General features: G+C 70.5%; 25 protein-coding genes. 18 read left to right on the top strand and 7 right to left on the bottom strand.

All coding sequences use genetic code 11. From position 1 onward, the window contains the following. Window positions 1-23: 23 nt before the first annotated feature. Window positions 24-1,394 carry an FAD-binding oxidoreductase gene (locus FB384_RS14530; RefSeq protein WP_183783472.1) on the top strand — a complete coding sequence of 457 codons (1,371 nt, stop codon included), beginning with the start codon at window positions 24-26 and terminating at the stop codon, window positions 1,392-1,394. Between the two features lie 21 nt (window positions 1,395-1,415). Here the strand turns inward: FB384_RS14530 and FB384_RS14535 are convergent, their stop codons facing one another. The 4 genes from FB384_RS14535 to FB384_RS14550 all read right to left on the bottom strand — a co-directional run bounded on the left by FB384_RS14535 (window position 1,416) and on the right by FB384_RS14550 (window position 6,110). Further along, a complete protein-coding gene (locus FB384_RS14535; protein WP_183783474.1) occupies window positions 1,416-2,873 on the bottom strand; it encodes a cytochrome P450 in 1,458 nt (485 codons plus the stop codon). A gap of 114 nt (window positions 2,874-2,987) precedes the next feature. Next, window positions 2,988-3,860 (bottom strand): SDR family oxidoreductase, encoded by an 873-nt coding sequence (locus FB384_RS14540; RefSeq protein ID WP_183783476.1) that lies wholly within the window; start codon window positions 3,858-3,860, stop codon window positions 2,988-2,990. Window positions 3,861-3,978: 118 nt separating this feature from the next. After that, a complete protein-coding gene (locus FB384_RS14545; protein ID WP_183783478.1) occupies window positions 3,979-5,280 on the bottom strand; it encodes a cytochrome P450 in 1,302 nt (433 codons plus the stop codon). 125 nt (window positions 5,281-5,405) lie between these two features. Then, window positions 5,406-6,110 carry a TetR/AcrR family transcriptional regulator gene (locus tag FB384_RS14550; protein WP_183783480.1) on the bottom strand — a complete coding sequence of 235 codons (705 nt, stop codon included), beginning with the start codon at window positions 6,108-6,110 and terminating at the stop codon, window positions 5,406-5,408. Window positions 6,111-6,215: 105 nt separating this feature from the next. Between FB384_RS14550 and FB384_RS26875 the strand changes: the two genes are divergently transcribed. The 5 genes from FB384_RS26875 to FB384_RS14575 all read left to right on the top strand — a co-directional run bounded on the left by FB384_RS26875 (window position 6,216) and on the right by FB384_RS14575 (window position 12,339). Next, window positions 6,216-8,060: an MFS transporter gene (locus FB384_RS26875; RefSeq protein ID WP_228726026.1), complete on the top strand. Its 1,845-nt coding sequence runs from the start codon at window positions 6,216-6,218 to the stop codon at window positions 8,058-8,060. Window positions 8,061-8,106: 46 nt separating this feature from the next. Next, window positions 8,107-9,519, top strand: a complete 1,413-nt coding sequence (locus tag FB384_RS14560; RefSeq protein ID WP_228726027.1) for a sensor histidine kinase — start codon at window positions 8,107-8,109, stop codon at window positions 9,517-9,519. After that, window positions 9,516-10,193, top strand: a complete 678-nt coding sequence (locus FB384_RS14565; RefSeq protein ID WP_183783482.1) for a response regulator — start codon at window positions 9,516-9,518, stop codon at window positions 10,191-10,193. The genes FB384_RS14560 and FB384_RS14565 overlap by 4 nt, the downstream gene beginning before the upstream one ends. Window positions 10,194-10,300: 107 nt before the next feature. Further along, the gene (locus FB384_RS14570; protein WP_183783484.1) at window positions 10,301-11,206 is read left to right on the top strand and encodes an ABC transporter ATP-binding protein; all 906 of its coding nucleotides are present in this window, start codon (window positions 10,301-10,303) and stop codon (window positions 11,204-11,206) included. After that, complete coding sequence (locus tag FB384_RS14575) at window positions 11,206-12,339, top strand: ABC transporter permease (RefSeq protein ID WP_183783486.1); 1,134 nt, start codon at window positions 11,206-11,208, stop codon at window positions 12,337-12,339. The genes FB384_RS14570 and FB384_RS14575 overlap by 1 nt, the downstream gene beginning before the upstream one ends. A 59-nt stretch (window positions 12,340-12,398) precedes the next feature. On the opposite strand, the gene FB384_RS14580 is transcribed toward FB384_RS14575, so the two are convergent. After that, window positions 12,399-13,790 carry a cytochrome P450 gene (locus FB384_RS14580; protein ID WP_183783488.1) on the bottom strand — a complete coding sequence of 464 codons (1,392 nt, stop codon included), beginning with the start codon at window positions 13,788-13,790 and terminating at the stop codon, window positions 12,399-12,401. 136 nt (window positions 13,791-13,926) lie between these two features. Here FB384_RS14580 and FB384_RS14585 point away from each other — a divergent pair, with 136 nt between their 5' ends. The 5 genes from FB384_RS14585 (at window position 13,927) to FB384_RS14605 (ending at window position 16,715) form a co-directional block, all read left to right on the top strand. Then, a complete protein-coding gene (locus FB384_RS14585) occupies window positions 13,927-14,370 on the top strand; it encodes a DUF4383 domain-containing protein (protein ID WP_183783489.1) in 444 nt (147 codons plus the stop codon). 220 nt (window positions 14,371-14,590) lie between these two features. Beyond that, complete coding sequence (locus FB384_RS14590; RefSeq protein WP_183783490.1) at window positions 14,591-14,821, top strand: hypothetical protein; 231 nt, start codon at window positions 14,591-14,593, stop codon at window positions 14,819-14,821. A 212-nt stretch (window positions 14,822-15,033) separates the two neighbouring features. Then, window positions 15,034-15,414 (top strand): hypothetical protein, encoded by a 381-nt coding sequence (locus FB384_RS14595; RefSeq protein ID WP_183783491.1) that lies wholly within the window; start codon window positions 15,034-15,036, stop codon window positions 15,412-15,414. A 14-nt stretch (window positions 15,415-15,428) separates the two neighbouring features. Beyond that, window positions 15,429-16,508, top strand: coding sequence for an Rv2629 family ribosome hibernation factor (locus FB384_RS14600; protein ID WP_183783492.1), 1,080 nt, complete (start codon window positions 15,429-15,431; stop codon window positions 16,506-16,508). A gap of 24 nt (window positions 16,509-16,532) precedes the next feature. Further along, the gene (locus FB384_RS14605; protein ID WP_183783493.1) at window positions 16,533-16,715 is read left to right on the top strand and encodes a hypothetical protein; all 183 of its coding nucleotides are present in this window, start codon (window positions 16,533-16,535) and stop codon (window positions 16,713-16,715) included. Window positions 16,716-16,738: 23 nt separating this feature from the next. Here the strand turns inward: FB384_RS14605 and FB384_RS14610 are convergent, their stop codons facing one another. Next, window positions 16,739-17,332 carry a TetR/AcrR family transcriptional regulator gene (locus FB384_RS14610; RefSeq protein WP_183783494.1) on the bottom strand — a complete coding sequence of 198 codons (594 nt, stop codon included), beginning with the start codon at window positions 17,330-17,332 and terminating at the stop codon, window positions 16,739-16,741. A gap of 101 nt (window positions 17,333-17,433) precedes the next feature. On the opposite strand from FB384_RS14610, the gene FB384_RS14615 reads away from it, so the two are divergent. Beyond that, window positions 17,434-18,933, top strand: a complete 1,500-nt coding sequence (locus FB384_RS14615; RefSeq protein ID WP_323985235.1) for an MFS transporter — start codon at window positions 17,434-17,436, stop codon at window positions 18,931-18,933. Window positions 18,934-18,979: 46 nt separating this feature from the next. On the opposite strand, the gene FB384_RS14620 is transcribed toward FB384_RS14615, so the two are convergent. After that, window positions 18,980-19,546, bottom strand: a complete 567-nt coding sequence (locus FB384_RS14620) for a TetR/AcrR family transcriptional regulator (protein ID WP_183783495.1) — start codon at window positions 19,544-19,546, stop codon at window positions 18,980-18,982. 158 nt (window positions 19,547-19,704) lie between these two features. Here FB384_RS14620 and FB384_RS14625 point away from each other — a divergent pair, with 158 nt between their 5' ends. The 6 genes from FB384_RS14625 to FB384_RS14650 all read left to right on the top strand — a co-directional run bounded on the left by FB384_RS14625 (window position 19,705) and on the right by FB384_RS14650 (window position 26,972). Beyond that, complete coding sequence (locus FB384_RS14625) at window positions 19,705-20,178, top strand: small multi-drug export protein (protein WP_183783497.1); 474 nt, start codon at window positions 19,705-19,707, stop codon at window positions 20,176-20,178. A 253-nt stretch (window positions 20,179-20,431) separates the two neighbouring features. After that, complete coding sequence (locus tag FB384_RS14630) at window positions 20,432-21,460, top strand: Gfo/Idh/MocA family protein (RefSeq protein ID WP_183783499.1); 1,029 nt, start codon at window positions 20,432-20,434, stop codon at window positions 21,458-21,460. Between the two features lie 467 nt (window positions 21,461-21,927). Beyond that, window positions 21,928-23,058, top strand: a complete 1,131-nt coding sequence (locus FB384_RS14635) for a TAXI family TRAP transporter solute-binding subunit (RefSeq protein WP_183783501.1) — start codon at window positions 21,928-21,930, stop codon at window positions 23,056-23,058. Then, a complete protein-coding gene (locus FB384_RS14640) occupies window positions 23,051-25,204 on the top strand; it encodes a TRAP transporter permease (protein ID WP_183783503.1) in 2,154 nt (717 codons plus the stop codon). The genes FB384_RS14635 and FB384_RS14640 overlap by 8 nt, the downstream gene beginning before the upstream one ends. Beyond that, window positions 25,201-26,124: a CoA transferase subunit A gene (locus FB384_RS14645; protein WP_183783504.1), complete on the top strand. Its 924-nt coding sequence runs from the start codon at window positions 25,201-25,203 to the stop codon at window positions 26,122-26,124. Before FB384_RS14640 ends, FB384_RS14645 begins: the two co-directional genes overlap by 4 nt. Continuing rightward, on the top strand, window positions 26,121-26,972 hold the full coding sequence (locus tag FB384_RS14650) for a CoA-transferase subunit beta (RefSeq protein ID WP_183783505.1): 852 nt from the start codon (window positions 26,121-26,123) through the stop codon (window positions 26,970-26,972). Before FB384_RS14645 ends, FB384_RS14650 begins: the two co-directional genes overlap by 4 nt. The last annotated feature ends 4 nt before the right edge of the window (window positions 26,973-26,976 follow it).

The following is a 26,976-nucleotide window of genomic DNA, read 5'->3' on the forward strand; positions in this document are numbered from 1 at the left end:
GGTTTCGCACTATCGTGGGGATCATGCTGCTCGAGGACCTGCGCCGTGACCTGCCCGCCGACCGGCTCGTGGACGACCCCGACGTCGTCGCCGGATACGTCCACGACGAGGCCGAATGGGCGCCACGCGGCAAGCCGGAGGTGGTCGTCCGGCCGCGTTCTGCCGAAGAGGTCCAGACCGTGGTTCGTGCGTGCCTCGCACACGGAACGCCGTTGGTCACGCGTGGTGCGGGCACGGGCCTGTCCGGCGGGGCGAATGCCGTCGACGGGTGTGTGCTGCTGTCCACCGAGCTGATGACCGCCGTGCGGGAGATCGACGAGTCCGAGCGCCTGGCGGTCGTCGAACCGGGCGTCGTCAACGACGACCTGCGCGCGGCGTGCGCCGAACGCGGCCTCTGGTATCCGCCGGACCCGGCCAGCGCGCCGTGGTCGACGATCGGCGGCAACGTCGCGACCAACGCGGGCGGGCTGTGCTGCGTCAAGTACGGCGTGACCCGGGACTACGTGCTCGGCTTGCAGGTCGTCACCGGCACCGGCGAGCTGGTCCGACTGGGCAGGCGCACCGCGAAGGGCGTGGCCGGGTACGACCTCGCCGGGCTGATGGTCGGCTCGGAGGGCACGCTCGGCGTCGTCACCGAGGTGACGGTGAAGTTGCGGCCGCTGCGCGATCCCGAGCACACGGTGGCCGGGTACTTCTCCTCGATCGTCGATGCGGGACGGGCCGTCGCCGCGGTCGCCGACGCGGGCATCACACCGTCCGCGCTGGAACTGGTCGACCGGCACTGCCTCGCGGCCGTCGACGCGTGGAAGAACATGGGCCTGTCGGTCGAGGCGGACGTCGTGCTGCTCGGCCGGACCGACGCGCCGGGGGCCGCGGGGGAGCAGGAGGCGGACCGCATGCTGGCCTGCTTCGAACAGGGCGGTGCGACGTGGGCTGCGCGGTCGACGGACCAGGAGGAGGCCGACGCGCTGTTCGCCGCGCGCCGCCTCGCGTACCCGGCGTTGGAGCGGCTCGGCCCGCTGCTCACCGAGGACGTGTGCGTCCCGAAGGCGGCCGTGCCCGAGATGTTGGCCCGCATCGAGGCGGCCGCGCAGCGGCACGACACCCGCATCGCCAACATCGCGCACGCAGGCGACGGCAACCTGCACCCGCTGCTGAGCACCCCGCCCGGCGATGACGCAGCCCGCGAGCGAGCGCAGGAGGCGTTCCACGACATCATCCGCGACGCCCTCGAACTCGGCGGCACCGTCACCGGTGAGCACGGCGTGGGACTGCTCAAGAAGGACGGTCTCGGCTCGGAACTGGACGGTGAGGTCGTCGCCATGCACCGGGCGGTGAAGGCGGCGCTCGATCCGCACGGGATTCTCAACCCGGGCAAGGTCATCCCGGACTGACGCGGCCTCCGGCGACGGCCGTCAGCGGCGGTGCAGTCGCATCGGCAGCCCGTCGGCGGGCACCGGGAGCGACGTGTTGTCCCAGCGCGGATGCACCCCGTCCGGCACGGTCCAGGTGTAGGTGCGCAGCATCTCGTGGAGGATCGCCTTCACCTCGAGCGTGCCGAAGTGCAGCCCGATGCACTTGTGCACACCGCCGCCGAACGGGATCCACGCGAACCGGTGCCCGGAGTCCTCGCGGCGGGATTCGGAGAAGCGGTCGGGGTCGAAGCGGTCGGGGTCGGTCCAGATGCCGGGGTCGAAGTGGTTCACGCCCGGCGCCGCGACGACGGCCGTCTCGGCGGGGATGTGGTGCCCCGCGATCTCCGTCGGTTTCACGGTCATCCGCATCAGTGTGGGCACCGGCGCCACGAGCCGCAGCGACTCCTTGATGATCAGATCCAGCGTGGTGAGGCTTTCCAGCGCGTGGATGTCGGGGACGTCGTCGCCGAGCGCGAGGGACTCCTCGCGGGCACGCTGCTGCCACTCCGGGTGCTTGCCGAGATAGTGCGCCGCGGCGCTGGTGGTGATCGTCGAGGTGTCGTGCGCGGCCATCATCAGGAAGATCATGTGGTTGACGACGTCGTCGTCGCTGAAGCGTTCGCCGTCGTCGGTCGCGGCCTGGCACAGTCCGGCGAACAGGTCCGACCCGTCGGACTGGCGTGCTGCGGGCAGGTGCCTGCGGAAGTAGCGTTCGAGCGTTCTGCGACCTTCCACACCGGCGCGGAACCGGGTGCCGGGCAGCGGGTATCGCACGATCGACGTCGCCGCGCGCACGGCGGCGACGAAGGCGCGGTTGATCTCGTCGAGGTTCTCGTCGCCGCCACGGCCGCCCATGAACACCTGCGTCGCGACGTCGAGCGTGAGTTGCTTGAGCAGCCAGTAGATGCGCACCGGGCGGTCAGCGGTCCACTGTGGAACATTGGCGCGTACCGAGGGGCCCATCTGGTCGACGTAGCCGGTCAACCGGTCGCGGGTGAACGCGGACTGCATGATCCGCCGGTGCATGCGGTGCTCGTCGAAGTCGAGGAGCATCAGTCCGCGGTGGAAGAACTCGTCGATCAATTGGGTCCAGCCTTCCTGCGAGAAGGCCTTGTCCTTGTTGACGAGCACCTGTTGGGTGGCGTCCGGTCCGCCGACGGTCACCACGGCGGGCCCGACCGAGCCCATCCACGACACCGGGCCGAAGCGGTCGTAGCGGTCGCGCAGGAACTCGTTGCCGAACCGGATGTAGCTCAGCGTGTGCCCGACGAGCGGTGGACCGTGGTCGCCGGGGACCGGCTTGAGGTCGCTACCGGCAGGAGGTGGAGCGAGCGTGGTGACCCGGCCGTGCGTCGCGCGCAGCCAGGCGTCGTCGATCGCCTTCGGCGCGGGTGCGGCGAGCACGGACGACAGCCGCTCGCGTGCCGCCCGGTTCGTACGTTCCAGCAGTGAAACCATGTGAACGTCCCTTCGAAGAGGGGATTCCGTGGACGCCGCTCCCATGGTGTCCACAATGGATGATGAACCGGGATGCAGGCGTGACCGCGTGATGGGTGTGCGGCCGTGGCCGGACTAGTGGCCCACGTCCCGCGCCGCGCCGACCGCGCGGGACTCGTACTCCTTGCGGACGGCGTGGTCGGCGGCGCCGAGCACGCGATGCGCGCCGGATGCCCGCAACAGTGCGTCGGAGGCCCGTCGCGGCAGCAGTGCGCCGAGGACGTTGGCCACCACCAGATCGCGCGGCACGTAGACGTCGAACCGCGGCTTGCGGATCGTCTCGAGGATGGCCGCCGCGACCTCCTCCGGGGTCACCGCACGGATTGCGCGCGACTCGCCTAGACCGGTCGCCAGTTCGGTACGCACGACCGACGGCATGACGACCGATATGTCGACACCCGTGCGGTGCAGTTCCGCGCGCACGGCGTCGGAGAAACCGACGACGCCGTGTTTCGTGGCGCAGTAGGTCGCCGCGCCCTCGAAGCCGATCTGGCCGGCCTCGGACGCGAGGTTGATGATGTGGCCACGGCCGCGTGCACGCATCCGCCGCACGGCCTCACGACTGCCGTGGATCACCGCGTGCAGGTTGATCGCCAACTGTTTCGCGGTGACCTCGTCGGGTTCGTCGTCGATGCGGCCGAGCGGCATGATTCCCGCGTTGTTGATCACCACGTCGGCCGGTCCGAGCGTGTCCTCCACGGCGTCGAGGAATCGGGTGTACGCGGCAGGGTCGGTGACGTCGACCCGCCAGCAGTGCACCCGGGGGTGGTCCCGCAGCCGTTCCGGCAGTGCCGCCGGTTCCAGGTCCGCGATCGCGACCGTGGCGCCCGTCTCGGCCAGTGCCGTCGCCGTCGCGGCGCCGATGCCGCGTGCGCCGCCGGTGATCGTGACGACCGTGCCTGCGACCGTCCGTTCCCGGCGGCCGAATCGTCCGCGTGCCTGTCCCATCGGCGCCTCCTCGCGCTGACCGGCGAATGCCACACCTGATCTTGGTCGGCGAGGGTCAGCATCCAACTGACAACCATGCATGTCAATATCGACCGAACGGGTGGCGCGCGGTGGAACCTCAGGTCAGCAGGGCCGGGAGCTTCTCGTATCCCCGCAGGATCCGCGTCGGCCGATGCTCGGCACCCGGCCGCAGTCGCAGGTCGGGAAAACGCTCGAACAGGGCGCGCAACCCGACCTCGCCCTCCATGCGGGCCAGTGCCGCGCCAAGGCAGTAGTGCCTGCCGGAGGAGAACGCGATGTGCTCGCGGGCGTTCGGCCGTGTCACGTCGAACGTGTGCGGATCGTCGAACACCTCGGGGTCTCGGTTGGCCCCTGCCAACAGCGTCGTCACGAGCGCGCCGGCACGGACGCGCGTGCCCGAGATCTCGGTGTCGCGGACGGTCGTGCGGCCGGTGAGCAGTACGGGCGGGTCGAACCGCAGGATCTCGTCGACCGCGCCGGGCCACAACGACGGATCCTGGCGCGCCTTGTCGAGCTGCTCCGGGTGCTCACGCAGCAGTGCGATCCCGTTGCCCAGCAGGTTCACGGTCGTCTCGAACCCGGCCGCGAGGACGAGGCCCGCCGTCGCGCGCAGCTCCTTGTCGTCGAGACCCACGCCGTCCTCGCGTGCCGCGACGAGCTTGCTCAGCAGGTTGTCGCCGGGGTTCGCCTTCAGCGCGGCGAGATGATCACCCAGCCATGCGTCGAACTCGGTCAGCGCACGGTCGGTGTCGCGGAACTGTCGCCACGGCATGCCCATGTCGAGACTCGGCGCGGCCGCGGTGCCGAGGGTGAGGACCTTGTCTCGTTCGTGATCGGGAACGCCGAGGATCTCCGCGATCACGGTCACCGGCAACAGGCTGCAGTAGGTCTCGACCAGGTCGACCTCCTCGCCGGCCCGCGCTCGGGTCTCCAGTGCGTCGAGCAGCTCGGCGGCGATCTCCTCGGTGCGTGTGCGCAGGTTCTCGACCGCGCGGGCGGTGAACACCCGGGTCACGAGCTTGCGGTAGCGGGTGTGCTCGGGCGGCTCGGTGGCCAGCATCGACGGCGGCTCGACCGGATGCAGGTGATCCGAGGCCGACCAGGTGCTCAGCCTGCCGAGCACGCCGTCCACCCGGTCGATCCCGGCGCGAACGTCCTGCGAGGTCAGCACGTCACGGACGACGGAATGCCGCGAGACCAGATAGGAGTACTTCCCCCGGACGACCGGTCCGCGGCCGTGGATCTCGTCGAACAGACCGGTCAGGCCCCTGGTCGGCGTCTCGGCCGATTCGGTGAACAGTCTCGCCTGCAGGTCCCCTTCTCCTGCGGCGCGGCGGAGCGCGACGCGGGGAATCGCATGGGTCACGCCCCAGCGCACGGCCTTCTTCGCGACGGACACCGTTGGCCTCCCGCAATCTACTGTCGAGTAGGTACGCGTTCCAGTCTGCCCCTGACGGTCCACCGGGGAAAGGGGCTGCTTCGACCGCGCGGCGCGGGTCGGAATCGGACGCCCGTGCTCGCGCCTCAGTCGGGCCGGCTCGCGGTGGCCAGCGTGACGATCGCGGATTCGAGGGCGCGCTGCAGTGTGTCGAGCTCGGGGGCGCCGGGCGGGTGCTGCAGCATCCGGTGAGCGAAGCCGTCGGTCAGGGCGATGATCGCGTGCGCCAGCTCTCCCGTGTCCATGGCCGGAGCCGCTGTGTCGCTGCTGGTCGTGTCGCCGGCCGTGGCTGCCTCGTCGGTCGCGCCCGTGTCGGGTGCTGCCGGGTCCCGCCACGCCGTGTCACCGCTGGTCGTGTCGCCGGAGGTCTTCCCGGTGGAAGTCGCGTCGAGGGAGGCGACGAGCCGCTCGTGCAGCTGAGCGTAGCTCGTGGCGATGCGCTCGGCCCACTCCGGAAGGTAGGCCGCTCGCGCGGTGAACGACCACAGCAGGGCGTTCTCCGCGCGGGTGTTGTCGTCGAGCGGCAGTACCTGGCGCAGGTAGTCGGTCAATGGAGCGTCGTCGGGCAGCGCGTTCCATCGTGCGACGAGGCGTTCGTCGGACAGGTCCAGCGCGCACAGCAGCAGTTCGTCCTTGGTGGCGAAGTACTTCTGCACGGCACCCGGCGACATTCCCGCCTCGGCCGCGACGGTACGGATGCTCACCGCTTCGAGTCCGTTCGTGGCGGCCAGTCGCAGCGTCGCGTCCGCGACGGCGAGCCTGCGGGCCTCCCGGTCGACGACTTTCGGCATCTGTCCTCTCCCCGTCGATCCCACGATCGTGGCGGGTGGGTGAACGTCTCGCGCAGCCCACGTTTCGGATACGATCGTATCCGAAACCGTGATGTGGGGGAGACCATGGCGCAACGGGCCGCGTCGCAGCGCGACGAGGAGCGTCGGCAGTCGACGGGTGGCAGGAGCCGTGTCACGCGCGAGAACGAGCTCGCCGCGGGGCTGGCACGCGGACCCGTCGAGGTCCTGGACTTCGTGCTGCCGTTGTGGGCGGGGAGCGTGCTGGGCCTGTCCCCGGCGGCCATCGGCGTGCTGACGGCCACCGAGACGCTCGTGTCACTGCTGGCACGCCCCGTCGCGGGCGCCATGGCCGACCGGGCGGATCGCGGCCGGGTCGCCGCGGCCGGTGCACTGCTGTACGCCCTGTCCTTCTCCGGCTACGCGGTGGCGGGCGGGCAGGCCATGGCGATGATCGCGGCGGTCGTCGGCGGCGTCGGCGGCGCGCTGTTCTGGGTGGCGCTCCGGGCACGGGTCGCCGAGGGCCTCACCGACGATTCGAGCGCCTTCGCCCGGTTGTTCGCCGCGGAGGGCACCGGCACGTGGATCGCCTTCGTCGTGGCACTCACCGCCGTGTCGCAGATCGATTACGCGGGCGTGTTCTGGCTCGGCGCCGCGGCCTCGGCCGGCGCAGCGGTGGTGCTGGTCGGCCGCAGATCCCCGCGCAGTGCGGCGAGGGAACCGGTGCCTGCGTTCCGCGCGCTGGGCAGGCGCCTGTGGCCGCTGCTCGGCGTGGTCGCCCTCACCGCGGTCGCCGAGACGGGTGTGGCGCTGCTGCTGATGCTCCACCTGCAGCGCGGGCACGACCTCGACATCGGCGCGATCGCGGCCGTCTTCCTGCCCGGATTCATCGTCTACAGCACGATCCCCGAGTACCTGCACGGCGTGGTGACGCGCCTGGGCAGGACGACCGTCGTGTCGGTGGCGCTGAGCTGCAGCGCGGTGTTCGCGGGCACGCTCGCCTTCGCGCCGAACCCGTGGGTGATCGCTGGCGCGTGGATCCTCGCTGCGGCGGCGTTCGCGGCGGCGATCCCCGTCGAGCAGGCTGCCGTCGCCGAGGCGGCGGGCGTCAGCCTGGGCCGCGGCATGGCGGTGTACGAGAGCGCGGTGCTCCTCGGCGCGACGGCCGGCGCCGTGAGTGCAGGGGCCCTCTACGAGGTCGACGGTGGCTGGCAGCTCGCGTGCGGTTTCGCCGCGGGCGTGCTCGTACTGGCCGCGGTCCTGATGCGCATCGCACTGCGGAAGGTCGGCGTGACCGACCGGCCCGTGCCCCCGCCGGGTGCCGCGGGGCCTGCCACGGCTTCCGAGACAGGCGACCCGGCGGAGCAGCCGGACGGCCCCGGAGCGGCAACCGAGGACTCGCCGGAGCCGGCGACAGCAGCGGAGCCGGGATCGGCGACGCCAGCGGAGTCGGGGACAGCGGAGCCGGACACCACAGCGGAGCCGGACACCACAGCGGAGCCGGACACCACAGCGGAGCCGGGGACACCGGGGGAGCCGACGGCGAGAACCCTGGCCGAGTCGACCACCGGCACGTCGGCCGTGTCCGCCGCTCTGCCCGATCGCCAACCGGAGTCCGCCGGTACGGAACCCCCTACCGGCACGACGTCGCACAGTGGAACGGAGACGGTGATGACCGACGACACGGAAACCACACGGCACCGGGAGAAGGCCTCGCCGTTGCAGGCGTGGGGCGTGCACGCGGCGGTGTACGTCGTCGCGCAGATCGCACTGGCCATCGCTGGCTACAGCTGGCCCGTCGAAACCGTGATCGGGTGGCCGCACGAGGCGGAGTACTTCTGGAACTCCTCGGGGCACTGGCTGCTGAACGCCGGCCGGATCTGGACGTTCATCTTCGTGCTCGACACCGTGTGGTCGGTCGGTCGCGCCGTGTTCGTCCGGCGGAGCCGTTGACGCGTACCGCCTCCGGCCGGGCCGGTAGCGGGATACGGTACCGGGCATGGCCCGTACCGATGTCGGCGTGATGCGCCGCGCAGCGGCGTGGAGCGAGTGGCGCAGGCCCCGCCCCGACCCTTCGATCCAGCGCTCGGATCTGGCGATCACCGCCGGCATGTTCGCCGGAATGGTCATCGTGATGCTGGCGGTCAACGGCATGGGTGCCCAGACCTTCGGGACCGCGCCGTCCCTGCAGGAGCAACTGGTCTGGGGCACGGCGCTGTCGCTTCCGCTTGTGGCGAGGCGGCGTTTCCCCGTCGCGGTGCTGCTGGTCGTCGGCGCGGTGTTCATCGCCGCGCAGGCGCGCCAGATCGGTGACAACACCGTGCCGTCGGTGTGCGTGTTCCTCGCGAGCTACAGCGTGGGCGCGTGGGAGCGCAACCGCAGACTCGCGCACTGGTCGCGAGTCGTGGTGATCATCGCGATGTTCCTGTGGCTCGCCGTCTCCTTCATCACGGCGATGGCCGAGGACTTTCCCGATTTCCCCGGTTCGACAGGGCCGTTCGATCCGGTCCTCGCCTCGGTCGTGTACGCCCTGTTGTTCAACGGCGTGTTCTTCGGTGCCGCGTACTTCTTCGGAAACATGGCCTGGGAGACGGCGCGGCGCAGAGCCGAGCTGGAGGAACGCAACGACCAGCTGCGCAGGTCGCAGGAGGAGAACCTGCGCGGAGCCCTCGTCGCGGAGCGGGTGCGGATCGCTCGGGACCTGCACGACGTCGTGGCGCACAGCGTGTCGGTGATGGGAATCCAGGCGGGTGCCGCGCGCCGCACGCTCGATCGGGACCCCGCGCTGGCCGGTGAGGCGTTGCAGACGGTCGAGGAGACCGCCAGGTCGGCGATCGGCGAGCTGCGCGGACTGCTGGGCGTGCTCCGGTCGGAGCCGGACCCCGCGGAGATCGACGGCGACGCCACGGCGGGTGCCGGCGAAGCCGCCCTCGGCCACGACGTGTCCGGCGGGAGCGGCGACGGCGAGGGAGACCCCGGCCTGCGCGCCGCATCCCCGGGTCTGAGCGATCTTCCGGAACTCGTGTCCAGAATGGACGCCGCCGGTATCGAGGCGCGCTACGGCGTGTACGGCGATCAGCGGCCGGTGCCGGACGCGGTGGCGCTGTCGGCCTACCGCATCGTGCAGGAGGGGCTGACCAATGTCGCCAAGCACTCCGGCGCCGAGGAGGTCGACGTGCGCGTGCGGTATCTGGCGAGCGCACTCGAGGTCGAGATCGTCGACGACGGCTACGGCCGGTCGTCGGCGGGTGGCAGCGGTCTCGGCCAGGCGGGGATGCGGGAGCGCGCCGCGGTGCACGGCGGCGAGGTCGAGGTGGGTCCGCGGGAGAACGGACGGGGATACCGGGTGTGGGTGAGCATGCCGCTCGGTCCGCGGCCGGTGTCCCCTCATACGCAGGAGGAGACCGGATGACCGAGTCGTTGCGGGTCGTGCTGGTGGATGACCAGGATCTGGTGAGGGCGGGCTTCCGGGTCATCCTGGGAGCCGAGCCCGACATGTCGGTCGTCGGCGAGGCGGGTGACGGACGCGAGGCCGTCCGGCTGGTCGGCGAGCTGCGCCCGGACGTCGTCCTGATGGATGTGCAGATGCCGGAGGTGGACGGCCTCGAGGCCACGCGCCGCATCCTCGGCGACCAGGCCGACTCGCCAGCTCCGACGAAAGTCGTCATCCTCACGACGTTCGACAGGGAGGACTACCTGTTCGAGGCGTTGCAGGCGGGCGCGAGCGGTTTCCTGCTGAAGAACGCCTCGCCGGAGGACCTCGTCGAGTCGGTGCGGATCGTCGCCCGCGGCGACGCGCTGCTGTCGCCCGAGGTCACCCGGCGGGTCATCGCCCGGTTCAGCGCGCCGAACGCGGCTCCGCTGCCGGCGACCAGGCCCGACGTGCTTACCGAACGCGAGTACGAGGTGCTGGTCATGCTGGCGCGGGGGGCTTCCAACGGGGAGATCGCCGAGCGGTTCGTCGTCAGCGAGGCGACGGTGAAGACCCACGTGTCGCGGGTCCTGACGAAGCTTGATCTGCGGGACCGGACCCACGCCGTCGTGTTCGCCTACGAGAACGGCATCGTCGCGCCGGGCATCGCGTGAACGGCCGAGCAGGCTTGGTCCGGCAGCGGGGTCCATCGGGAGGCTGACGCCCGGGATACATCGCCAGCCTGACGCGCGTGCCCGTGCCGTGCTCCTAGTCTGCTCGTATGTTGAAGGTGAATGGCGTCAGCCGGAGCTTCGGCGACCACCGGGTCCTCGACTCGGTGTCGTTCGACGTCAAGCCCGGCCGGATGACGGGGTTTCTGGGGGCCAACGGCGCCGGTAAGACCACCACGATGCGGATCATTCTGGGGGTCCTCAAGGCGGACGCGGGCTCGGTGACGTGGCACGGACAGCCGGTCACGCAGGCGGTACGGCAGCGGTTCGGGTACATGCCGGAGGAACGCGGCCTGTATCCGAAGATGAAGGTCGCGGACCAGATTCAGTGGTTCGGCAGGCTGCACGGCATGTCGCAGGCGAAGGCGGCGGCGAGCACCGAGCGTCTGCTCGACGAGCTAGACCTGGGCACGCGTGCCAACGACAAGCTCGAGGCGCTCTCGCTCGGCAACCAGCAGCGCGCGCAGATCGCCGCTTCGCTGGTGCACGATCCGGATCTGCTGATCCTCGACGAGCCGTTCTCGGGTCTGGACCCGATCGCGGTCGACACGGTGCTGCGGGTGCTGCGCCAGCGTGCCGCCGATGGGTCGCCGGTGCTGTTCTCGAGTCACCAGCTCAGTGTGGTCGAGCAGCTGTGCGACGACCTGGTGATCATCTCCGGGGGCGAGATCAGGGCCAGTGGCGAACGGGACGAGCTCAAGCAGCGCTACGGCACCCCGCGATACGAGCTGGTCGTCGGGTCGGACGCCGGGTGGCTGCGCGACGTTCCGGGCATCAAGGTGACCAGTGTGGACGGTCCGAAGGCGGTCATCGAGCCCGCTTCGGCGGAGGGCTTCCGCGCCGGCGGTGAAGCGCTGGACCAGCGGATCCTGCAGGAGGCGATGCGCCGCGGCGAGGTGCGGGCGTTCACGCCGGTCGTGCCGTCGCTCAACGAGATCTTCAAGGAGGCGATCTGATGACCAGCGTCGAGGAGCGGACCTCCGTCGAGTCTCGCAACGACAGTGGCGGCGTGACGTTCATGCAGGCCACGTGGCTCGTGGCGGAACGTGAGATCAAGGCGTTCGTGCAGATGAAGGGATTCTGGATCGGGCTCGCGGCGATCGTTATCGGCCTGTTCGCCGCGTCGATCCTGCCGAACGTGCTCGGCGGCGGCGACACGAAGGTCGCCGTCACCAGCACCGAGGTGGCGCAGACGCTCGAAGCGGGCTCCTTCGACGTCGAGCGCACCGACGACGTCGCCGCCGCGGAGGAACTCGTCCGCACCGAAGAGGTCGAGGCGGCGGTCGTGCCGGACACGACGGGCCAGTCGGCGACCGGGGTCGAGGTCGTCGCGCTCGAGAACCCGCCCAGCGACCTCATGGCCTCGCTGGGTTCGCCACCGCCGGTGAACCTGCTCGAGCCGGGCGATGTGAGCGAGGGCGAGAAGCAGCTCGTCATCATGGCGTTCGCGCTGGTGTTCATGCTCTTCGCCATGGGAGGGACGGCGATCGCGCAGAGCGCCGTCACCGAGAAGCAGACCAGGGTCGTCGAGATCCTGGTGTCGACGTTGCCGGTGAAATCGCTGCTGGCGGGCAAGATCGTGGGCCACACCCTGCTCACCGTCGGCCAGGTGATCGTGCTGGCCATCGCCGCTCCGATAGCACTGCAGGCCGGCGGCAACGAGGCGCTGCTCGAGGTGATCCTGCCCGCGCTCGGCTGGTACGTGCCGTTCCTCGTGTTCGCGTTCGTGCTGTTGGCCTCCATGTGGGCGGTCGCCGGATCGCTGGTGAGCCGTCAGGAGGACCTGGGCTCGACGATGGGCCTGGTCATGGCACTGGTGTTCGGCCCGTACATGCTGGTGATCATGCTGTCCGACAACGCGACGGCGATGACCGTGCTGTCGTACGTGCCGTTCTCGGCGGCCATCGCGATGCCGGTGCGCCTGTTCACCGGTGAGGCACAGCTCTGGGAACCGTTCGTGTCGCTGGGACTCATCGCCGTCATGATCGTCGTGATCACGGCCGTGGCGACCCGGCTCTACACGGGTTCGTTGCTCCAGACCGGGGGCAAGGTCAAGCTCTCGCGTGCCTGGTCGTCCGCTTCGGACTAGGGGTTGTGACAACCGGGTCCCCGGTCGGCGAGTGCCGGCCGGGGACCGGTCCGTTCGCGTCACGGGCGAGGCCGGGCCGAGAACGTCAACGCGACGTGGTTGAGCGAGGCGGGAAGGCGTCCCGGGTCGAGCCGGGCGCCACCCGTGCCGGTCAGCCGAACCTCGCGTCGGCGCAGGATCGCGGCGAGCAGGGTGGCCGTCGTGAACAACACGACGTCCCTGCCAGGGCACGCCGCGGGACCGCTGCTGAACGGAACGAGCGCGGGCTGTGCCCGTGCTCTGCCGTCGAGCCAGATGTCGGGTTCGAATCGGTCCGCGTAGGGCAGCCGTCCCGAGTCGCGATGGAACAGTGGCGCGAACGCCAGGAACGTGGTCCCCTTCCCGCCCCATGCGGTGTCGGCGCGTGCCTCGCGGAGCAGGGCGGGAGTGGTGGGCCAGAGCCGCAGTGATTCGAGGACACAGGCGCGCAGGAACGGCAGCTGCCGCACCTCACCGACGTCGCCCTGGTCGGCCTCCTCGCGTGCGCGGGCGTGTGCGCCGGGATGGGTCGCGATCAGCGCCAGCGCACGGAACGTGGCGATGCCCGCGGCGTCGAAGGCGAACAACCAATGGGGCACCTGCCCGGTCGTATCGTCCACCCCGGAGTCGTCCGGTTCCGCGTCCGCGGCGACCGCGTTGAGTGCGGCGACGAGACTGCCCCGCCGGTCCAGACCGGCCTGCTGCCGGACCAGCCCGAGGAACCGGTCCCGGAGTCGCCGCTGTTTCGGCAGTAGATAGGCCCAGTTGGCGTCCTGCCTTAGCCGGCCGAGCAGATCCGTGACCTCCCGGTCGGCTGCGGTGTCGCCGCCGAGCGTGAGCTGCCGGACGATCCGCCACCACAGTGCGGAGAAGTCCGCCCAGCCGATGCCGGACGGCAGTTCGTCGGCACCCGTGCCGATCGGGCCCGCCCACTCGCCCGCCAGGTGGTGCAGTCCTCGTCCCGGTTCGAGTGCGTGCTCGTTGGCGTCGCGTCGCCGCTGCCGGCGCGGGCCCTCCGAGATGAGCACGCCGTGGGGCTGGAACCGGCTCAGTGCGGCTCGCTTCTCCAGTGTCGCCGGGCTGAACGGCACCGGCGCATCCGTGAGCAGGTGGCCGACGTCGGCGTGATCGAGGAGCACGGTGACCGAACGCCCCGGCAACCGCAACCGCACCGGGCGGCCGTGGTGGGCGCGGCGGAGCGCACGCAGTGTGGTGATCGCGCGGCGGTCGAGTTCGAACCGTTCGGCCAGCTGCATCACCGCGGGACGGCGCGTGATCGGTCCCGCGCCGATCGTCGGGGCCAGGACCGTCGCCGCGACCCGTGCCGTCTCGGCGAGGGAGGCGGCATCCGACGTCGGGTGCGGTTCGTCCGCACGGAGCGCCCCGCCCGAGGGGGTGGTGGTCGGCGTCGTGGATCGGTCGGAAGTCGTCATGCCGCAGGGATTGCCAGACGGAGCGGACGTGAATCGACCTCGTCGCGCAGGATCGGGTGCCGGCCGGAAGCTCTCACGGGGCGGTGCGGGTGCGCGGCGTGCGTTTGCCTGACGCGATGTCGGGAACACGTCGGACATGTCGGACAGGGATGCGTGGGACAAGGGCCGGCCGCACACCGGCCGGTGGGCGCGGACCCTCGTCTGCGTCATCGGTGCCTGCTACCTCGTCCTCGGTGTGGCGGGTCTGGTGAGCGGTCCCGGCAGAGTGCTGGTCTTCAGTTCGGGGGCACTGCTCGACGTCGTTCGCGCAGCGGTCGGGGTGTTGTGCCTCACCGCGTTGCATCCACGTGCGTCGGCCACGGCGCTCGGCTGGTTCCTGTTCGTCGGTTTCACCGCGCTGGTGGCCTACGGCGTACCCGCGGCGATCGCAGCGGATCCGGCCGACGTGGGACAGGTGTTCCCGCTCTCCTGGGCCGACAACGTCGCGCATCTGGTGACGGCGTTGCTGGGACTGGCGATCGGGATGTCGCGGTATCCCGTGCGGGACACCGTTGCTCCCGGTGAACACCGGAACGACTGAGCCACCACCTCGGGCACTGTCCACAGTGGTGGTTGCCGGCGGTGGGACGGACGCGGCCTGCGAGTCACATCACGCCTCGTCCCCGAGATGGGACGCCGCGGCCTGTTAGTTCGCGGCCTCGTTGGGAAACCGGCGGGAGCCGGCGAACACGAACCGGGGGTGACGCGGCGGTGACGATGCCGGCCGGCCCTCCGGACGGCCCCTCTGGAAGGAGGAGGAGATGACGACGCCCGAGAGCGGTCATGTGACCGGGACGAAGGACAAGACCTACAACATCATCTGGTACGTCGAGGCGTGCCTGAGCAACGCGCTGCGACTGGAGACCTACGTCGGCGACGCCGAGCGGGACGGTGACCCCGAGCTCGCCGAGTTCTTCCGCAAGGCGCAGGCCGACAGCCGCAAGGGCGCCGAGCAGGGCAAGGAACTGCTGCGGAAGCGATTGTCGTCCTGACGAACCGGGCCGCGCTCGCGCTCCGGCACGGGTGCACGCGGTGGTCGCCGGCAGCCGGATCGTCCGGGATGCCACGGCCACCGCGGCCGAGGCCGGAACCACGCCGTGCGCCGGAGCGCGAACGCGGCGCCCGGCACGCGCGTTTACCCGGTCGTAGCTCGGGCAACGCTGAGGGAGCCCTCCTGCAGCGGCGGCCACGAAAGGAGCGCCCGATGCAGCACGATCAGTTCGACGCGGCGACTCCGCCGCAGGACACCGGTGCACCCGACAGCGTCGAGCAGGACCCGGCCGCCCTGGGCAGTGCCGAGGACCTCGACGAGGACCGATTGCAGCAGGACCCGCTGGAGGGCGGCGTCGAACCGCCCGAACGGTGGTCCGGTGTCGACCGCTGGGGGACCACGCCGTCCGAGCAGCGCGAGGGCGAACCGCTGGACGAGCGGCTGGCCGAGGAACAACCGGACACGCCCACGCCACCTCCTCCCGAACAGGAACCGGACCTGCCGCGCGGTCTCGACACCGAACGCGGTGAGGAGGCCGACAAGGCGGGCGGCTCGGTGGCGGACGCGATCCGCGCACCCCGGCCGCCCGAGTGACGCGAGGAGGGACGATGCGCAGGAACGAACTGCAGGACGTACTGGCCGCCGAGGGCCCGTTCGCGTGCGCGTACTTCGACGCGTCCCACGACACCGAGGACGCAGCCGACCGGATCCGGTTGCAGTGGCGTTCGGTGCGCGAACAGTTGACCGAGCAGGGCGCAGATCAAGCCACGGTGGACGCGATGAACCGTGCGGTCTCCGGCGGCGAGCCACCGGTCGGTACCGCGGGCAGAGCGTTGATCGGCGCGGGCGGGGACCTGCTCGTCGACGAGTGGCTGCCGTCGCCGCCGCAGACGGTGGCACGCAGGTCGGAGGTGCCCTACCTGCTGCCGCTGCTGGCGACGATGGACCGGCCCGTGCCGTACGTGGCCGTGATCGCCGACCGCACGGAGGCGCGGCTGAAGGCGGTCGACCACAGCGGGGAACCGGTCGCGACGGAGGACGTCAGCGGTGAGGACTACCACGTGCACAAGCCTCGCGGGGGTGGCTGGTCGCATCGGCGGATCCAGCAGTACGCCGAGGAGTCGGTGAAACGCAACGCCCGTGACATGGCCGACGAGGCGGATCTGTTGGCACAGAAGGTGAGCGCGCGCCTGGTCGCGATCGGCGGAGAGGCACAGACACGGTCGGCGTTGCGCGACGAGCTCTCGCCGCGGTGTGCGGAGATCGCGGTCGAGCTGAACGCGGGGCCTGCCGAGGGGGAACCGGATCTGGACGAGTACGACGCGTGGCTCGACGAGCTGGTCGCGCGGCAGCAGGCCGAGGACCGTGACGACATCGTGCAGCGGTACCGGGCCGCCGCGGGCAGGGACGAAGGGGCATCCGGGCTGCGTGCGGTGACCGCGGCGCTGCGGGACGGCCGGGTCGCCACATTGCTGGTGGACCGCGGCGGGCTCGGCGACGGCACCGTGCTGTGGGGCGAGGACCTGCTGCGGGTCGCGACGGCCGAGGACGGGCTGTCGGAACAGGACGTCAGCGAGCACCGCGCGGACGAGGCGCTGCCCGCCGCGGCGATCGCGGCGGGGGCGGACGTGCTGGTGGTCGACGGTGTCGAGCTGCCGGACGGGGTCGGGGCGCTGTTGCGTTACTGAGCCGTCCGGGGCGGAGGGATCCGAATGAAACGCGAGAGTGATCAGCACGCGCCGTGGGTGGACGACCAGCTCGAACAGGAGCTGGAAGGTGCGCTGCGGGGAAACCGGCCGTCGCGGGCGGACGAGCCCAGGGACCCGGAGCCGCCCGCCGATGACGATCCCGACGTCGCGGGATGGTCGCCGCGCACCGAGGACGAGCCCGAGTGAGCCGGGTGTGACTCGGCCGTGGTTCAGCGCCCTGCGGAGTCTTCGTCTCCGGTGTCGCCTTCCTGGCCGCCTGTGACGCGGCTGTCGGTGATCCCGAGGCGGCGGAACACCTCGGGGAGCTCGTCGAGGACGGGTGTACGCATGTCGCGGCCCATGAGGGTGGCGCGCAGGTAGAGCCCGTCCCCGATCAGGCCGATCAGCTCGGCGGTCAGCGGGTCGTCGACGTATTCGTGGGCCAGGTCCGTCCACATGCGAAACGAGGTGGCGAGGGCTTCGTCGGCTTTCGGTTCGCTGCCGAGCAGGCGGAGGGCTGCCACGGACGTCCGGTGGGCCGGCTTGGCCATGTCGGCGTCGGTCACTGACGTGCTGAGCAGGTACCGCACCATGCCCTCGGGGGCGTTCCTCGCGTGTTCCATGTCCCGGCGGGTGCGGTCGAGGAGTCGGTCGATGAGGCCGTCGAGGAGGGCTTCCTTCGATTTGAAGTGGTAGAGCAGCCCGCCCTTCGACACGTCCGCCCTCGCCGCGACGGCGTCCAGCGTGACGGCGGCCAGGCCCTTCTCGATCAGCAGGTCCTCGTAGGCGTCGAGGACCTGTTCGCGTGCGGATGGTCGTCCCATGGCCGGCCACTCTACCGCCCTTGACTGAACCGTCCAGACGGTCTACTTTCGGATTGGCCGGCAAACTGTACCGGCTGGACGGTTCAGAAACTGGAGGAGACGTGGACAGGGCGGGAACGCGCGATTGGGTCGCACTCGGCGTGCTGGTGCTGCCGGTGCTGCTGATCAGCGTGGACATGACGGTGCTCGGATTCGCACTGCCGTACCTGAGTGAGGACCTCGCCCCCACGGGTGCCGAACAGCTGTGGATCGTGGACATCTACTCGTTCGTGCTCGCCGGTCTGCTCGTGTTGATGGGGTCGGTGGGCGATCGGATCGGCAGGCGCAGGCTCCTGTTGGCGGGCGCTGCAGTGTTCGGTGCGGCGTCGGTGCTCGCGGCGTTCGCGGCCAGTCCGGCGATGCTGATCGCCGCGCGGGCGCTGCTCGGCGTGGGCGGCGCGACGCTGATGCCGTCGACGCTCTCGCTCATCCGTACGATCTTCACCGACCCGGCGCAGCGCAGGCTGGCGATCGCGGTGTGGGGATCGGGCTTCTCGGGCGGTATGGCGCTGGGGCCGGTGGCGGGCGGCTGGCTGCTCGAGCACTTCTGGTGGGGCTCGGTGTTCCTCGTGAACGTGCCGGTGATGGTCGTGTTGCTCGTCGTCGGACCACTGCTGCTGCCCGAGGCGGCAGACCCTGCGCCGGGCCGGTTCGACCTGCTCTCGGCGGCGCTCTCACTGGCCACCGTGCTGCCCGTGGTCTACGGGATCAAGGACCTTGCCAAGCACGGGATCGGGCTTGCGCCCCTCGCCGCGATCGGGTTGGGGATCGCGATCGGCGCGGCGTTCGTGCACCGGCAGCGGATGCTCACCGACCCGATGATCGACCTGCAGCTGCTGGCCAAACGCGAGTTCAGCGTGTCGATCGGCACCAACATGCTGGGCGTGTTCGCGATGGCGGGGCTGTTGTTGCTGGTCCCGCAGTATCTTCAGCTCGTGCTGGGTATGCCGCCCCTGACCGCGGCGCTGTGGATGCTGCCGATGACGGCGGCAGGTGTCGCAGGGTCGCTGCTGGTGACGCGACTGGCCCGGCACATCCCGGTTCCGCGGTTGATCGGCGCGGGACTGCTGCTCGCCGCGGTGGGCTTCGCGCTCGTGGCCGTGCTGGGCGGCGGCGCAGGGCCGGGACTGGTCGTGTCGGCACTCGTACTGGTCGGATTCGGCGTTCCGCTGTCGGAGGTGCTCACGAACGACCTCATCGTGTCGACCGCGCCGGCCGAGCGCGCCGGTTCGGCGGCGGCGATCTCCGAGACCGGGTTCGAACTGGGTGGCGCGCTGGGGACCGCGGTGCTCGGCAGCGTCGCCATGGCGATCTACCACTCCGGGGTGCCCGCCGGTACGCCGGCGGCGGCCCGCGAGACGCTCGGCGGCGCCGTCGCCGCGGCGCAGCAACTTCCGCCTGCGCAGGCCGAGGCGTTGCTCGACACGGCGCGGGAGGCGTTCGTCGCGGGCATGCGGATCAGCGCCGTGGCCGGCACCGTGCTGCTGGTGCTGACCGCCGTGCAGGCCATGGTCCTGCTGCGCCGCACGCGCACGGACGCCGCCGTGCCGGTTTCCGTCTGACGGCGAGGAGGGTGCCCGCCGCCCGGCGGGCACCCTCCTCGTTGCGTCAGCGCAGGACCGTCGCCGCGAGGTCCCTGAGGATCTCGTCGATCTCCTGTTCCAGGTCGGAAGCTTCCGAGGTGAGCAGCCACAGCGAGCCGCCGTCGATGCCGAGCACCAGCAACCGGGCGTGCCTGACGGGGTCGCCGTCTCGGAGAGCGCCCTCCGCAGCGAGGACCTCGAGCCATGCGGTGACGCGTTCGTGCGCGCGCCGGACCGCCGATGCCCACAGCGCGCGGCGATCGGGGGTCGAATCCGGCCCGGCCACCGCCGCCACGGTGGCCGCCCACTGTTCGAGGCCGTCGGCGGGCGTCACGAACTGCCGCAGGCACTCGACCAGCCGGTCCACCGCCGGGATGCGAGTGTCGTGGATGCGAAGGTCGCCGAGTCTGCTGTCGAACACCGCGTCGGTCACGACGTCGTACAGGTCGCGTTGGGTCGGGAAGTAGTAGCGCAACGTGCTCGCACCGACACCGGCGCGAGCGGCCACCGCGCGGACACTCAAGGCGGCCATGCCTTGTTCGACGGCGATCTCCCGGGCGGCGGTCACGATGCCCTGCCGGTGGCCTCCCATGGCGCTCCTCTTGTCGTGGTGGTTCTTGTCGTGGTGGTTTCGCCGTTTCCGACGCCGGGTTCGTGCTATTGTGCCGCTGACTTTAGTACAGTGTACTAATAACTGCGCCGGTGGTGATCGGATGCATTTTCTGGGGATGAGAGGAATCAGGGGAAAACATGATCAGCAGTGTGCAGGAGTGGGCGCTTTCCCTTCCGTGGTTCCTCCACTGGGTGGGAATCCTGGCCCTCGGCGCGATTCCGTTCGTCGAGTCGTACCTCGGATCGGTCATCGGGGTGTTGTCGGGTCTGTCGCCGTTCGTGGCGATCCCGGTGGCGATCGGCGGCAACGTCGTCTCGATGCTGGCGTTCGTGTTCGGCGCGCACGCGGTACGCGGCCGTGTCATGGCCGGCCGCGAAGAGGCCCCGCTGACGCCGCGGAAGCAGAAGCTCAAGGAACGGTTCGACAGGTACGGCGTGGCCGGGGTGAGTTTGCTCGGCCAGATGGTCCTGCCCAGTCAGATCACGTCCGCACTCATCGTGTCGTTCGGTGCCTCGCGGAACCGGGTGATCCTGTGGCAGGTCATCTCGATCATTCTCTGGGGCGTGGTGTGCGGCATCCTCGCCGTCTACGGCGTCAACCTTTTCGCCTGAGTGTGCCCCACGCAGCGATGAGCACGGCCGCTTGCGCCGTGACGCAGGCGCTGTGGCGGTGATGCCGTGACGGAGGCGCCGTGGCGGTGGCGTCGTGGCAGTGGCGCGAGTCCGCGGTGGTGCGGGCGTACCATCGTCGGCCGGCGTCGGGACGCCGACGGACCCTGTCGACCACCGGCCAGCGGCAGGGTAGCGGCACCCGAGCACAGCAACATCCCAGGACAGCAGCACCCGAGAACAGCAAGGTGGGCACATGACCGTACGTACGGCCGTCATCGGTTTCGGACTCGCGGGCCGCGTCTTCCACGCGCCGTTTGTGGATCATGACGATGCGTTTTCGTTGGATTTCGTTGTGACCGGGGATGGGGAGCGGGCGCGGGAGGCGCGGGAGTCGTATCCGGGGGTGGCGGTGTTGCCGGATGTGGCTGCGTTGCTGGAGCGGGCTTCGGATGTGGATTTGGTGGTGGTCGGGACGCCGCCTGTGTCGCATGCGGACATCGCTGGGCAGGCGTTGGACGCGGGCTTGCACGTGGTGGTGGACAAGCCGTTCGCGACGACGAGTGAGCAGGGCCGGGCGTTGATCGAACGGGCGCGGGCGGCGGGCCGGGTGCTGACGGTGTATCAGAACCGGCGGTGGGATGGGGATTTCCTGACGTTGCGGGAGCTGGTCGCCTCCGGTGAGCTGGGCGAGGTCTACAGCTTCGAGTCGCGGTTCGAGTGGTGGAAGCCCGAGGGCGGGCGTGGGTGGAAGGCGAGCGCGGGTGTCGGCGAGGGCGGCGGGATTCTGTTCGACCTGGGTACGCATTTGATCGATCAGGCGGTGCGGCTGTTCGGGCCGGTCGAGGATCTGTGGGCTGATGTGACCACGCGGGGATCGGATGCCGCTGATGACGATTCGGTGGTGGTGTTGCGGCACGCGAATGGGACGCGGTCGCGGTTGATCATGTCGGGGGTTGCGCCGTTGCCGGGGCCGCGGTTTCACGTGTCGGGGTCGCGGGCCGGGTTCACGATCTGGGGGTTGGATCCGCAGGAGGATGCGCTGCGTGGGGGTGCCAGGCCGGGCGATGCCGGGCTTGGGGTTCGCGCCGAGGGGCAGTGGGCCACGGTCGGTACGCGAGACGAGTCGCGGCGGGTCGAGCCGCGGCGTGGGGACTACGGCGAGTTCTACCGCCGGCTCGCCGAGGCCATTGCCGGCACGGGCGAGGTGCCGGTCGACCCGCATGAGGCGGTCGAGGTCCTCGAACTCGTCGAACGTGCCCACACCCTCACCACCCAGCACTGAAGCGGCGTAGCCGCCTCTGCAGCCACGCCGGTCGGCCCCGCACATGTGCGGGGCCGACCGGTGTCGTGGCCGGGATTGAGCCGTTCGTGCTGTGGGAGGCGAGCCTGCCGCCGGGAAGCGCTGCCCTGGCTATGCCGTCGGGTCAGGACCCCGGGGGACCGGTGCGATACGTGGTCGGAGTCGCTCCGCGAGCGGAAGACTCGTGGCTCCCGACCGTCTCCCACCACCCAGACGGATGCGTCCCGCGCGGCAGCGCTCGATCAACGCCCCAGGGTGCCCTGGGGGCGTTGGCGGTTGCGGCCGGCGGTGAAGTGGGGAACGAGCCTGATTACGGCCACTGCCGGAAAAATCGACCACAGCACTGACACTGTGCGGGTATCAATCGGGTCGACAAGAAGTATTGGCGTCGAACGTGTGCCGTCCATCACCGTTGCGGGTGGCGCTTCTCCCAACGACGGGACGAATGGATGGACACACGACGTCACACGCCGGCCGCGCTCGTGGCCGCTGCCCTGCTCCTGCTCTCCGGCTGTGGAGGGGGTGAGGATCCGGCGCGCAGTGAGACCCCGATCGACGTGGTGGCGCTGTCCACCTACGGCACGGGGACCGCGACGTTCGCCGACGTGGCAGCCGTCGCGGACGCCGTGACCGCCGCGGAGGGGACCCGGTTCCGAATCATCACCTCCGGCACGGCTATCGGCCGGATGCTGCCGCTCAAGGACGGCCAGACCCAGTTCGCGCGCGTCGGCGACGAGTACATCTTCGGGTTCCGGGCCGAGCACGAGTTCGCCGACGAGGACTGGGGGCCACAGCGGACCCGGGTGGTCTGGGCCCCGACCGCCCCGCACAGCTGGATGGCCAGGGACGGCTCCGGTATCGAGGAGGCCGCCGACCTCGAAGGCAAGCGGGTCCCGCGGGTCACGGCCAACCCCTCGGTCAACCAGAAGACGAAGGCGATGCTCGCCAGCGCCGGGCTGACCTGGGACGACGTCCGTCCGGTCGACATCGGGTACGGCGAGCAGCCCGACGCGCTCAAGGCAGGCAAGCTGGACGTGTTGTTCCAGCAGGTGTACGGCTCCTCGCTGGCGGAACTCGAATCGACCACCCCGGTGCACTGGCTCGAGTTCGACGAGAACGATCCGCGTACGCAGCGGGCCATCGAAGAGAACGTGCCGTCGGTGGAGCTGCGTTCGTTCACCGGGGCGCCGGGCCAGGAGGAGGGCGGCTCGAACACCGGCTTCTGGTACGCGGTGCCGGTCATCACGTATGCCGACACCTCCGACGTGGTCGCCTCCCAGCTGGCGCGATCCATTGTGGATAGCTACGACAAGTACCGGGACGCGACCTCGACCACGGATCTGTGGTCGACCGACGACGCGATGATCGCGCCGGTGGAGGTGCCGTTCCACCCTGGCCTGGTCGAGGTCCTCGAGCAGGAGGGCGTGTGGACCGCCGAGGCCCAGCAGCGGCAGGACGAACTGCTGGCACAGGAGAAGCAGCTCCGCCGCGGCTGGCAGCAGGTGAAGGAGTCGGAGAACCTCCGCCGGGACTGGGCGGCCTGGAAGAAGCAGCACCTCGAGGAGGCCGGCGATGAATGACGTGATCGACGAACGTTCGGCCGACGACCACCGGGACGGCCCGGCCGACGGGCAGCACGGCCCGGTGGTGACGGCCGCGGAGACGGCGCGGCTCACCGGCGGGCAACGGTTCTGGGCGGGGGCGGCCGTGACGCTGACCATCGCCGGGGTGCTGATCGTTCTGAACCAGGTCTTCTTCTGGAACCCCGGCGGTTTCACGCTGCTGCTGAACGCTTTCCTGTACGTCGTACTGGCGTGCTTCCTGTCGCAGGTCTTCATTCTCGTCAGGGCGCGCAAGTCCGCCGACCGGTCCCGGTTCTCGGTGCCCTGGTACGACGCCGTCCTCGCCGTGGTCTGTGTCGCGACCAACCTGTACTTCGCGGTGCACGCCGAGGACATCTCGCTGGAAGGCTGGGACTACGCCGCGCCGCCGCTCGCGGTCGCCGGGTCGTTCGTGCTGTGGTTGCTGGTACTGGAGGCGTTGCGGCGCACTGCGGGACTCGTCGTGACGATCATCGCGGGCGCGTTCTCGCTGTACCCGCTGATCGCGGAGCAGATGCCGATCGGGTTCCTGCAGGGCGTGCCGTTCCCCATCGAACGTGCGGCCACGGTTCACGCGCTGGGGCCGGACTCGATCCTCGGACTGCCGCTGCAGACCGCGGGAGCGATCCTGATCGGCTTCCTGGTGTTCGGGGTCGTGCTGCAGCGCACCGGCGGTGCGGAGTTCTTCATCGACCTCGCGCGCAGCGTGTTCGGTCACGCTCGGGGCGGTTCCGCCAAGGTCGCGGTGACGAGCTCGGCGTCCATGGGCATGATGAGCGGGTCGGCGGTGTCCAATGTGCTCACCACGGGTCCGATGACGATTCCCGCGATGAAGCGGGCGGGCTATCCCGGCACGTACGCTGCCGGTATCGAAGCGACCGCAGCCACCGGCGGATCGATCACCCCGCCCATCATGGGCACGGCGGCCTTCCTGATGGTCTCGTTCCTCGGCATCCCGTACTCCGAGGTGGCACAGGCGGCGGCAGCGCCGGCGTTGCTCTACTACGTCGGCGTCTTCACCCAGGTCGACGCCTACGCCGCCCGCACCGGCATGCGCGGCGAACCGCGGTCACGCCTGCCGAAGGCCCTGGCGACGCTGCGGACGGGCTGGCCGTATCTGCTGGCGCTGGGCGCGCTCATCCTGCTGCTGGTGTGGCAGCGCGACGAGGCGCAGGCCCCGTTCATGGCGGCGGCGCTGCTGCTGGCGATCGCTGTGGTGCGGCCGCGGCACCGGCTCGGGGCCCGCGGTCTGCTCGCAGTCGTCGTCGATTCGGGACGGTCGATCGCCGAGATCGTCGGCATCATCGCCGGTGTCGGACTGATCGTCGGCGCGCTGTCGATGTCCGGGGCGTCGCTGTCGCTGGCCCGCGAACTCGTCGCGGCCGTCGGCGACAACGTGCTGCTGATCCTCATCGCCGGTGCGGTCACGTGTTTCGTGCTGGGCATGGGGATGACGGTGTCGGCGGTGTACGTCTTCCTCGCGATCGTGATGGCGCCCGCGCTCATCGAACTCGGGGTGAACCCGGTCGCCGCGCATCTGTTCGTTATCTACTGGGCGGCGGCCTCCTACATCACGCCACCGGTCGCGCTCGCCGCGTTCGCGGCGGCGGGCATCGCCCGCAGCTCGCCGATGGCCACGGCGGTCACGGCGATGCGATTGGGCGCCGCGAAGTACATCGTGCCGTTCTGCTTCGCGCTCAACCCGGCACTGGTCGCGCAGGACGACGTCGGATCCGTGCTGCAGGCCGTCGGGCTGGCGATCGTCGGTGTCTTCGCGATGGGTGCCGCGTTCGAGGGATACGCACCGCTGGTGGAGGTCCGGATGCCGGGGTGGGCGCGCGCGGTCGCGCTCGCCGGGGGCGTCGCACTGCTGCTGCCGGAGACGGTGTCGTCGATGGCGGGCCTGGTCGTGGTGGTCGCACTGCTGGCGGGGCTCCGGTTGTTCGGCCACCACGCCGGGCCGCCGGAGCGTCGCGGCGATGACGCGGCTGCCGCTGACGCGGTCGCCGCTGCCGCGGCGGGGTCCGGCGAGGCCCTGCAGGGTGAGTCACTGCGGGACGAGTCACTGCCGGACGGCGCCGGGTCAGGCGAGCGGCGTGAGGGTGATCCGGAGGTGCGCACGTGACCGGCTCGAAGGTGACGACGCTGACCGAGGCGGTCGCCGCACACGTGCGGGACGGCATGACCGTGGCGCTGGAGGGCTTCGGCCATTTGATCCCGTTCGCGGCGGGGCACGAGATCATCCGGCAGCGCAGGCGTGACCTGACGATGTGCCGGATGACGCCGGACATCCTCACCGACCAGCTCCTGGTCGCCGGTTGCGTGAGCAGGCTCGTGGCGTCGTTCTTCGCCAGCGGTTCGGCGGGCTCGCTGTACGAGATCCGGCGCCGGGTCGAACAGCACGATCCGGCGCCGTTGGAGACGGAGGAGTACTCGCACTACGGCATGTACTGCCGGTACGAGGCCGGTGCGAAACGACTGCCGTTCCAGCCGCTGCTGTCCTATGTGGGCAGTGACCTGCCCGCGCTCAATCCCCGCATCCGGTCGGTGGAGAGTCCGTACGGCGAGGGCAGGGTGTACGTCGTGCCGCCGCTCAACCCCGACGTGACGATCGTGCACGCCCAGCGGGCCGATGCGAGCGGCAACACGCAGCTGTGGGGCATCACCGGAGCGCAGGCGCCCGCGGCGTACGCCGCCTCCGCCGTGATCGTGACGGTCGAGGAGATCGTCGCGCCGGAGGTGGTCCGCGCCGATCCGAACCGCACTCTGATCCCCGCACACGCGGTGGACGCGGTCGTCGAGGTGCCGGGCGGGGCGCACCCCTCGTACGCACAGGGCTGCTACGACCGGGACAGCGCCTTCTACCGGGAGTGGACGCCGATCAGTCGGGACAGGGAGGCGGCGCTCGCGTGGATCGACGAGTGGATTCATGGCACCGCCGATCACGCGGGCTATCTCGCCAAGCTCGGGCAGCAGCGCTGGGACGGGCTGCGGGTCGCGCCGGCCCCTTCCGGTTCGGTCTCCTACGGACGGAGGAAGGAATGACGGCAGACTCTTCCCGGCACGGCAGTGGACCGTCCACTGCGGAACGGTCGTCGGCCGGGCGACCCGTTGCGGACGTGGCCGATGTTCCGCCGCACAGCGCGGAGTTCCTCGCCACGGTCGCCGCGCGCGAACTCGCCGGTCGCCACCGGGTGTTCGCCGGGGTGGGCCTCCCTACGCTGGCCGTCGACCTGGCCAAACGCACCGTCAACCCGGGAGTGGAACTCGTCTACGAGTCCGGCGTCGTCGGTGCGCATCCGGAGGCGATGGCCGAGGGGATCGCCGACTCGGTGCTGGTGTCGGGGTCCGAGGCGATGCTGAGCATGGACGCGCTGTTCGGCTATGTGCTGCAGGGCGGGTACGTCGACGTCGGGTTCCTCGGCGCTGCACAGGTCGACCGGGTCGGCAACATCAACACCTCCGTCATCGGCGACTGGAGGCGGCCTGAGGTGCGGCTGCCCGGATCGGGCGGTGCGAGCGACATCATGGCTTCCGCCCGCGAGATCGTGGTCGTGCTGCGCCGCCACGATCCGCACGCGCTGCCCGCGGACGTGGACTTCTGCACCTCGCCGAGTCCGGTCAGGGCGCGGCGGCAGGAGGGGTTCCACCAGCCGGAAGGTGCGGGCGTCACCACGGTCATCACGCCGCTCGGCATTCTGCGCAGGCCCGACCGCTACGGCGAACTCGAGCTCGCGGCGGTTCATCCGGGTGTAACGGTGGCCGAGGCGGCCGAGAACACCGGCTGGGACCTGCGCGTACGCGCGGACGTGGCCGAGACGCCGCGGCCCCGCGCCGAGGACGTCCGCCTGCTGCGGGAGGAGATCGACACGGTGCGGCTGTATCTGCGGTGAGCCG

Source organism: Prauserella sediminis, from assembly GCF_014195435.1.
In the GTDB taxonomy this organism is placed as follows: Bacteria; Actinomycetota; Actinomycetes; order Mycobacteriales; family Pseudonocardiaceae; genus Prauserella; species Prauserella salsuginis.

Bases quoted from the DNA above. Each gene is read 5' to 3' on its own strand.
- FB384_RS14650 (WP_183783505.1), top strand. From the start codon at position 26,121: ATGACGGCAGACTCTTCCCGGCACGGCAGTGGACCGTCCACTGCGGAA.
- FB384_RS14570 (WP_183783484.1), top strand. From the start codon at position 10,301: ATGTTGAAGGTGAATGGCGTCAGCCGGAGCTTCGGCGACCACCGGGTC.
- FB384_RS14600 (WP_183783492.1), top strand. From the start codon at position 15,429: ATGCGCAGGAACGAACTGCAGGACGTACTGGCCGCCGAGGGCCCGTTC.
- FB384_RS14565 (WP_183783482.1), top strand. From the start codon at position 9,516: ATGACCGAGTCGTTGCGGGTCGTGCTGGTGGATGACCAGGATCTGGTG.
- FB384_RS14540 (WP_183783476.1), bottom strand. From the start codon at position 3,860: ATGGGACAGGCACGCGGACGATTCGGCCGCCGGGAACGGACGGTCGCA.
- FB384_RS14560 (WP_228726027.1), top strand. From the start codon at position 8,107: ATGGCCCGTACCGATGTCGGCGTGATGCGCCGCGCAGCGGCGTGGAGC.
- FB384_RS14585 (WP_183783489.1), top strand. From the start codon at position 13,927: ATGTCGGACAGGGATGCGTGGGACAAGGGCCGGCCGCACACCGGCCGG.
- FB384_RS14580 (WP_183783488.1), bottom strand. From the start codon at position 13,790: ATGACGACTTCCGACCGATCCACGACGCCGACCACCACCCCCTCGGGC.
- FB384_RS26875 (WP_228726026.1), top strand. From the start codon at position 6,216: ATGGCGCAACGGGCCGCGTCGCAGCGCGACGAGGAGCGTCGGCAGTCG.
- FB384_RS14635 (WP_183783501.1), top strand. From the start codon at position 21,928: ATGGACACACGACGTCACACGCCGGCCGCGCTCGTGGCCGCTGCCCTG.
- FB384_RS14610 (WP_183783494.1), bottom strand. From the start codon at position 17,332: ATGGGACGACCATCCGCACGCGAACAGGTCCTCGACGCCTACGAGGAC.
- FB384_RS14535 (WP_183783474.1), bottom strand. From the start codon at position 2,873: ATGGTTTCACTGCTGGAACGTACGAACCGGGCGGCACGCGAGCGGCTG.
- FB384_RS14625 (WP_183783497.1), top strand. From the start codon at position 19,705: ATGATCAGCAGTGTGCAGGAGTGGGCGCTTTCCCTTCCGTGGTTCCTC.
- FB384_RS14575 (WP_183783486.1), top strand. From the start codon at position 11,206: ATGACCAGCGTCGAGGAGCGGACCTCCGTCGAGTCTCGCAACGACAGT.
- FB384_RS14590 (WP_183783490.1), top strand. From the start codon at position 14,591: ATGACGACGCCCGAGAGCGGTCATGTGACCGGGACGAAGGACAAGACC.
- FB384_RS14595 (WP_183783491.1), top strand. From the start codon at position 15,034: ATGCAGCACGATCAGTTCGACGCGGCGACTCCGCCGCAGGACACCGGT.
- FB384_RS14630 (WP_183783499.1), top strand. From the start codon at position 20,432: ATGACCGTACGTACGGCCGTCATCGGTTTCGGACTCGCGGGCCGCGTC.
- FB384_RS14640 (WP_183783503.1), top strand. From the start codon at position 23,051: ATGAATGACGTGATCGACGAACGTTCGGCCGACGACCACCGGGACGGC.
- FB384_RS14530 (WP_183783472.1), top strand. From the start codon at position 24: ATGCTGCTCGAGGACCTGCGCCGTGACCTGCCCGCCGACCGGCTCGTG.
- FB384_RS14605 (WP_183783493.1), top strand. From the start codon at position 16,533: ATGAAACGCGAGAGTGATCAGCACGCGCCGTGGGTGGACGACCAGCTC.
- FB384_RS14550 (WP_183783480.1), bottom strand. From the start codon at position 6,110: ATGCCGAAAGTCGTCGACCGGGAGGCCCGCAGGCTCGCCGTCGCGGAC.
- FB384_RS14620 (WP_183783495.1), bottom strand. From the start codon at position 19,546: ATGGGAGGCCACCGGCAGGGCATCGTGACCGCCGCCCGGGAGATCGCC.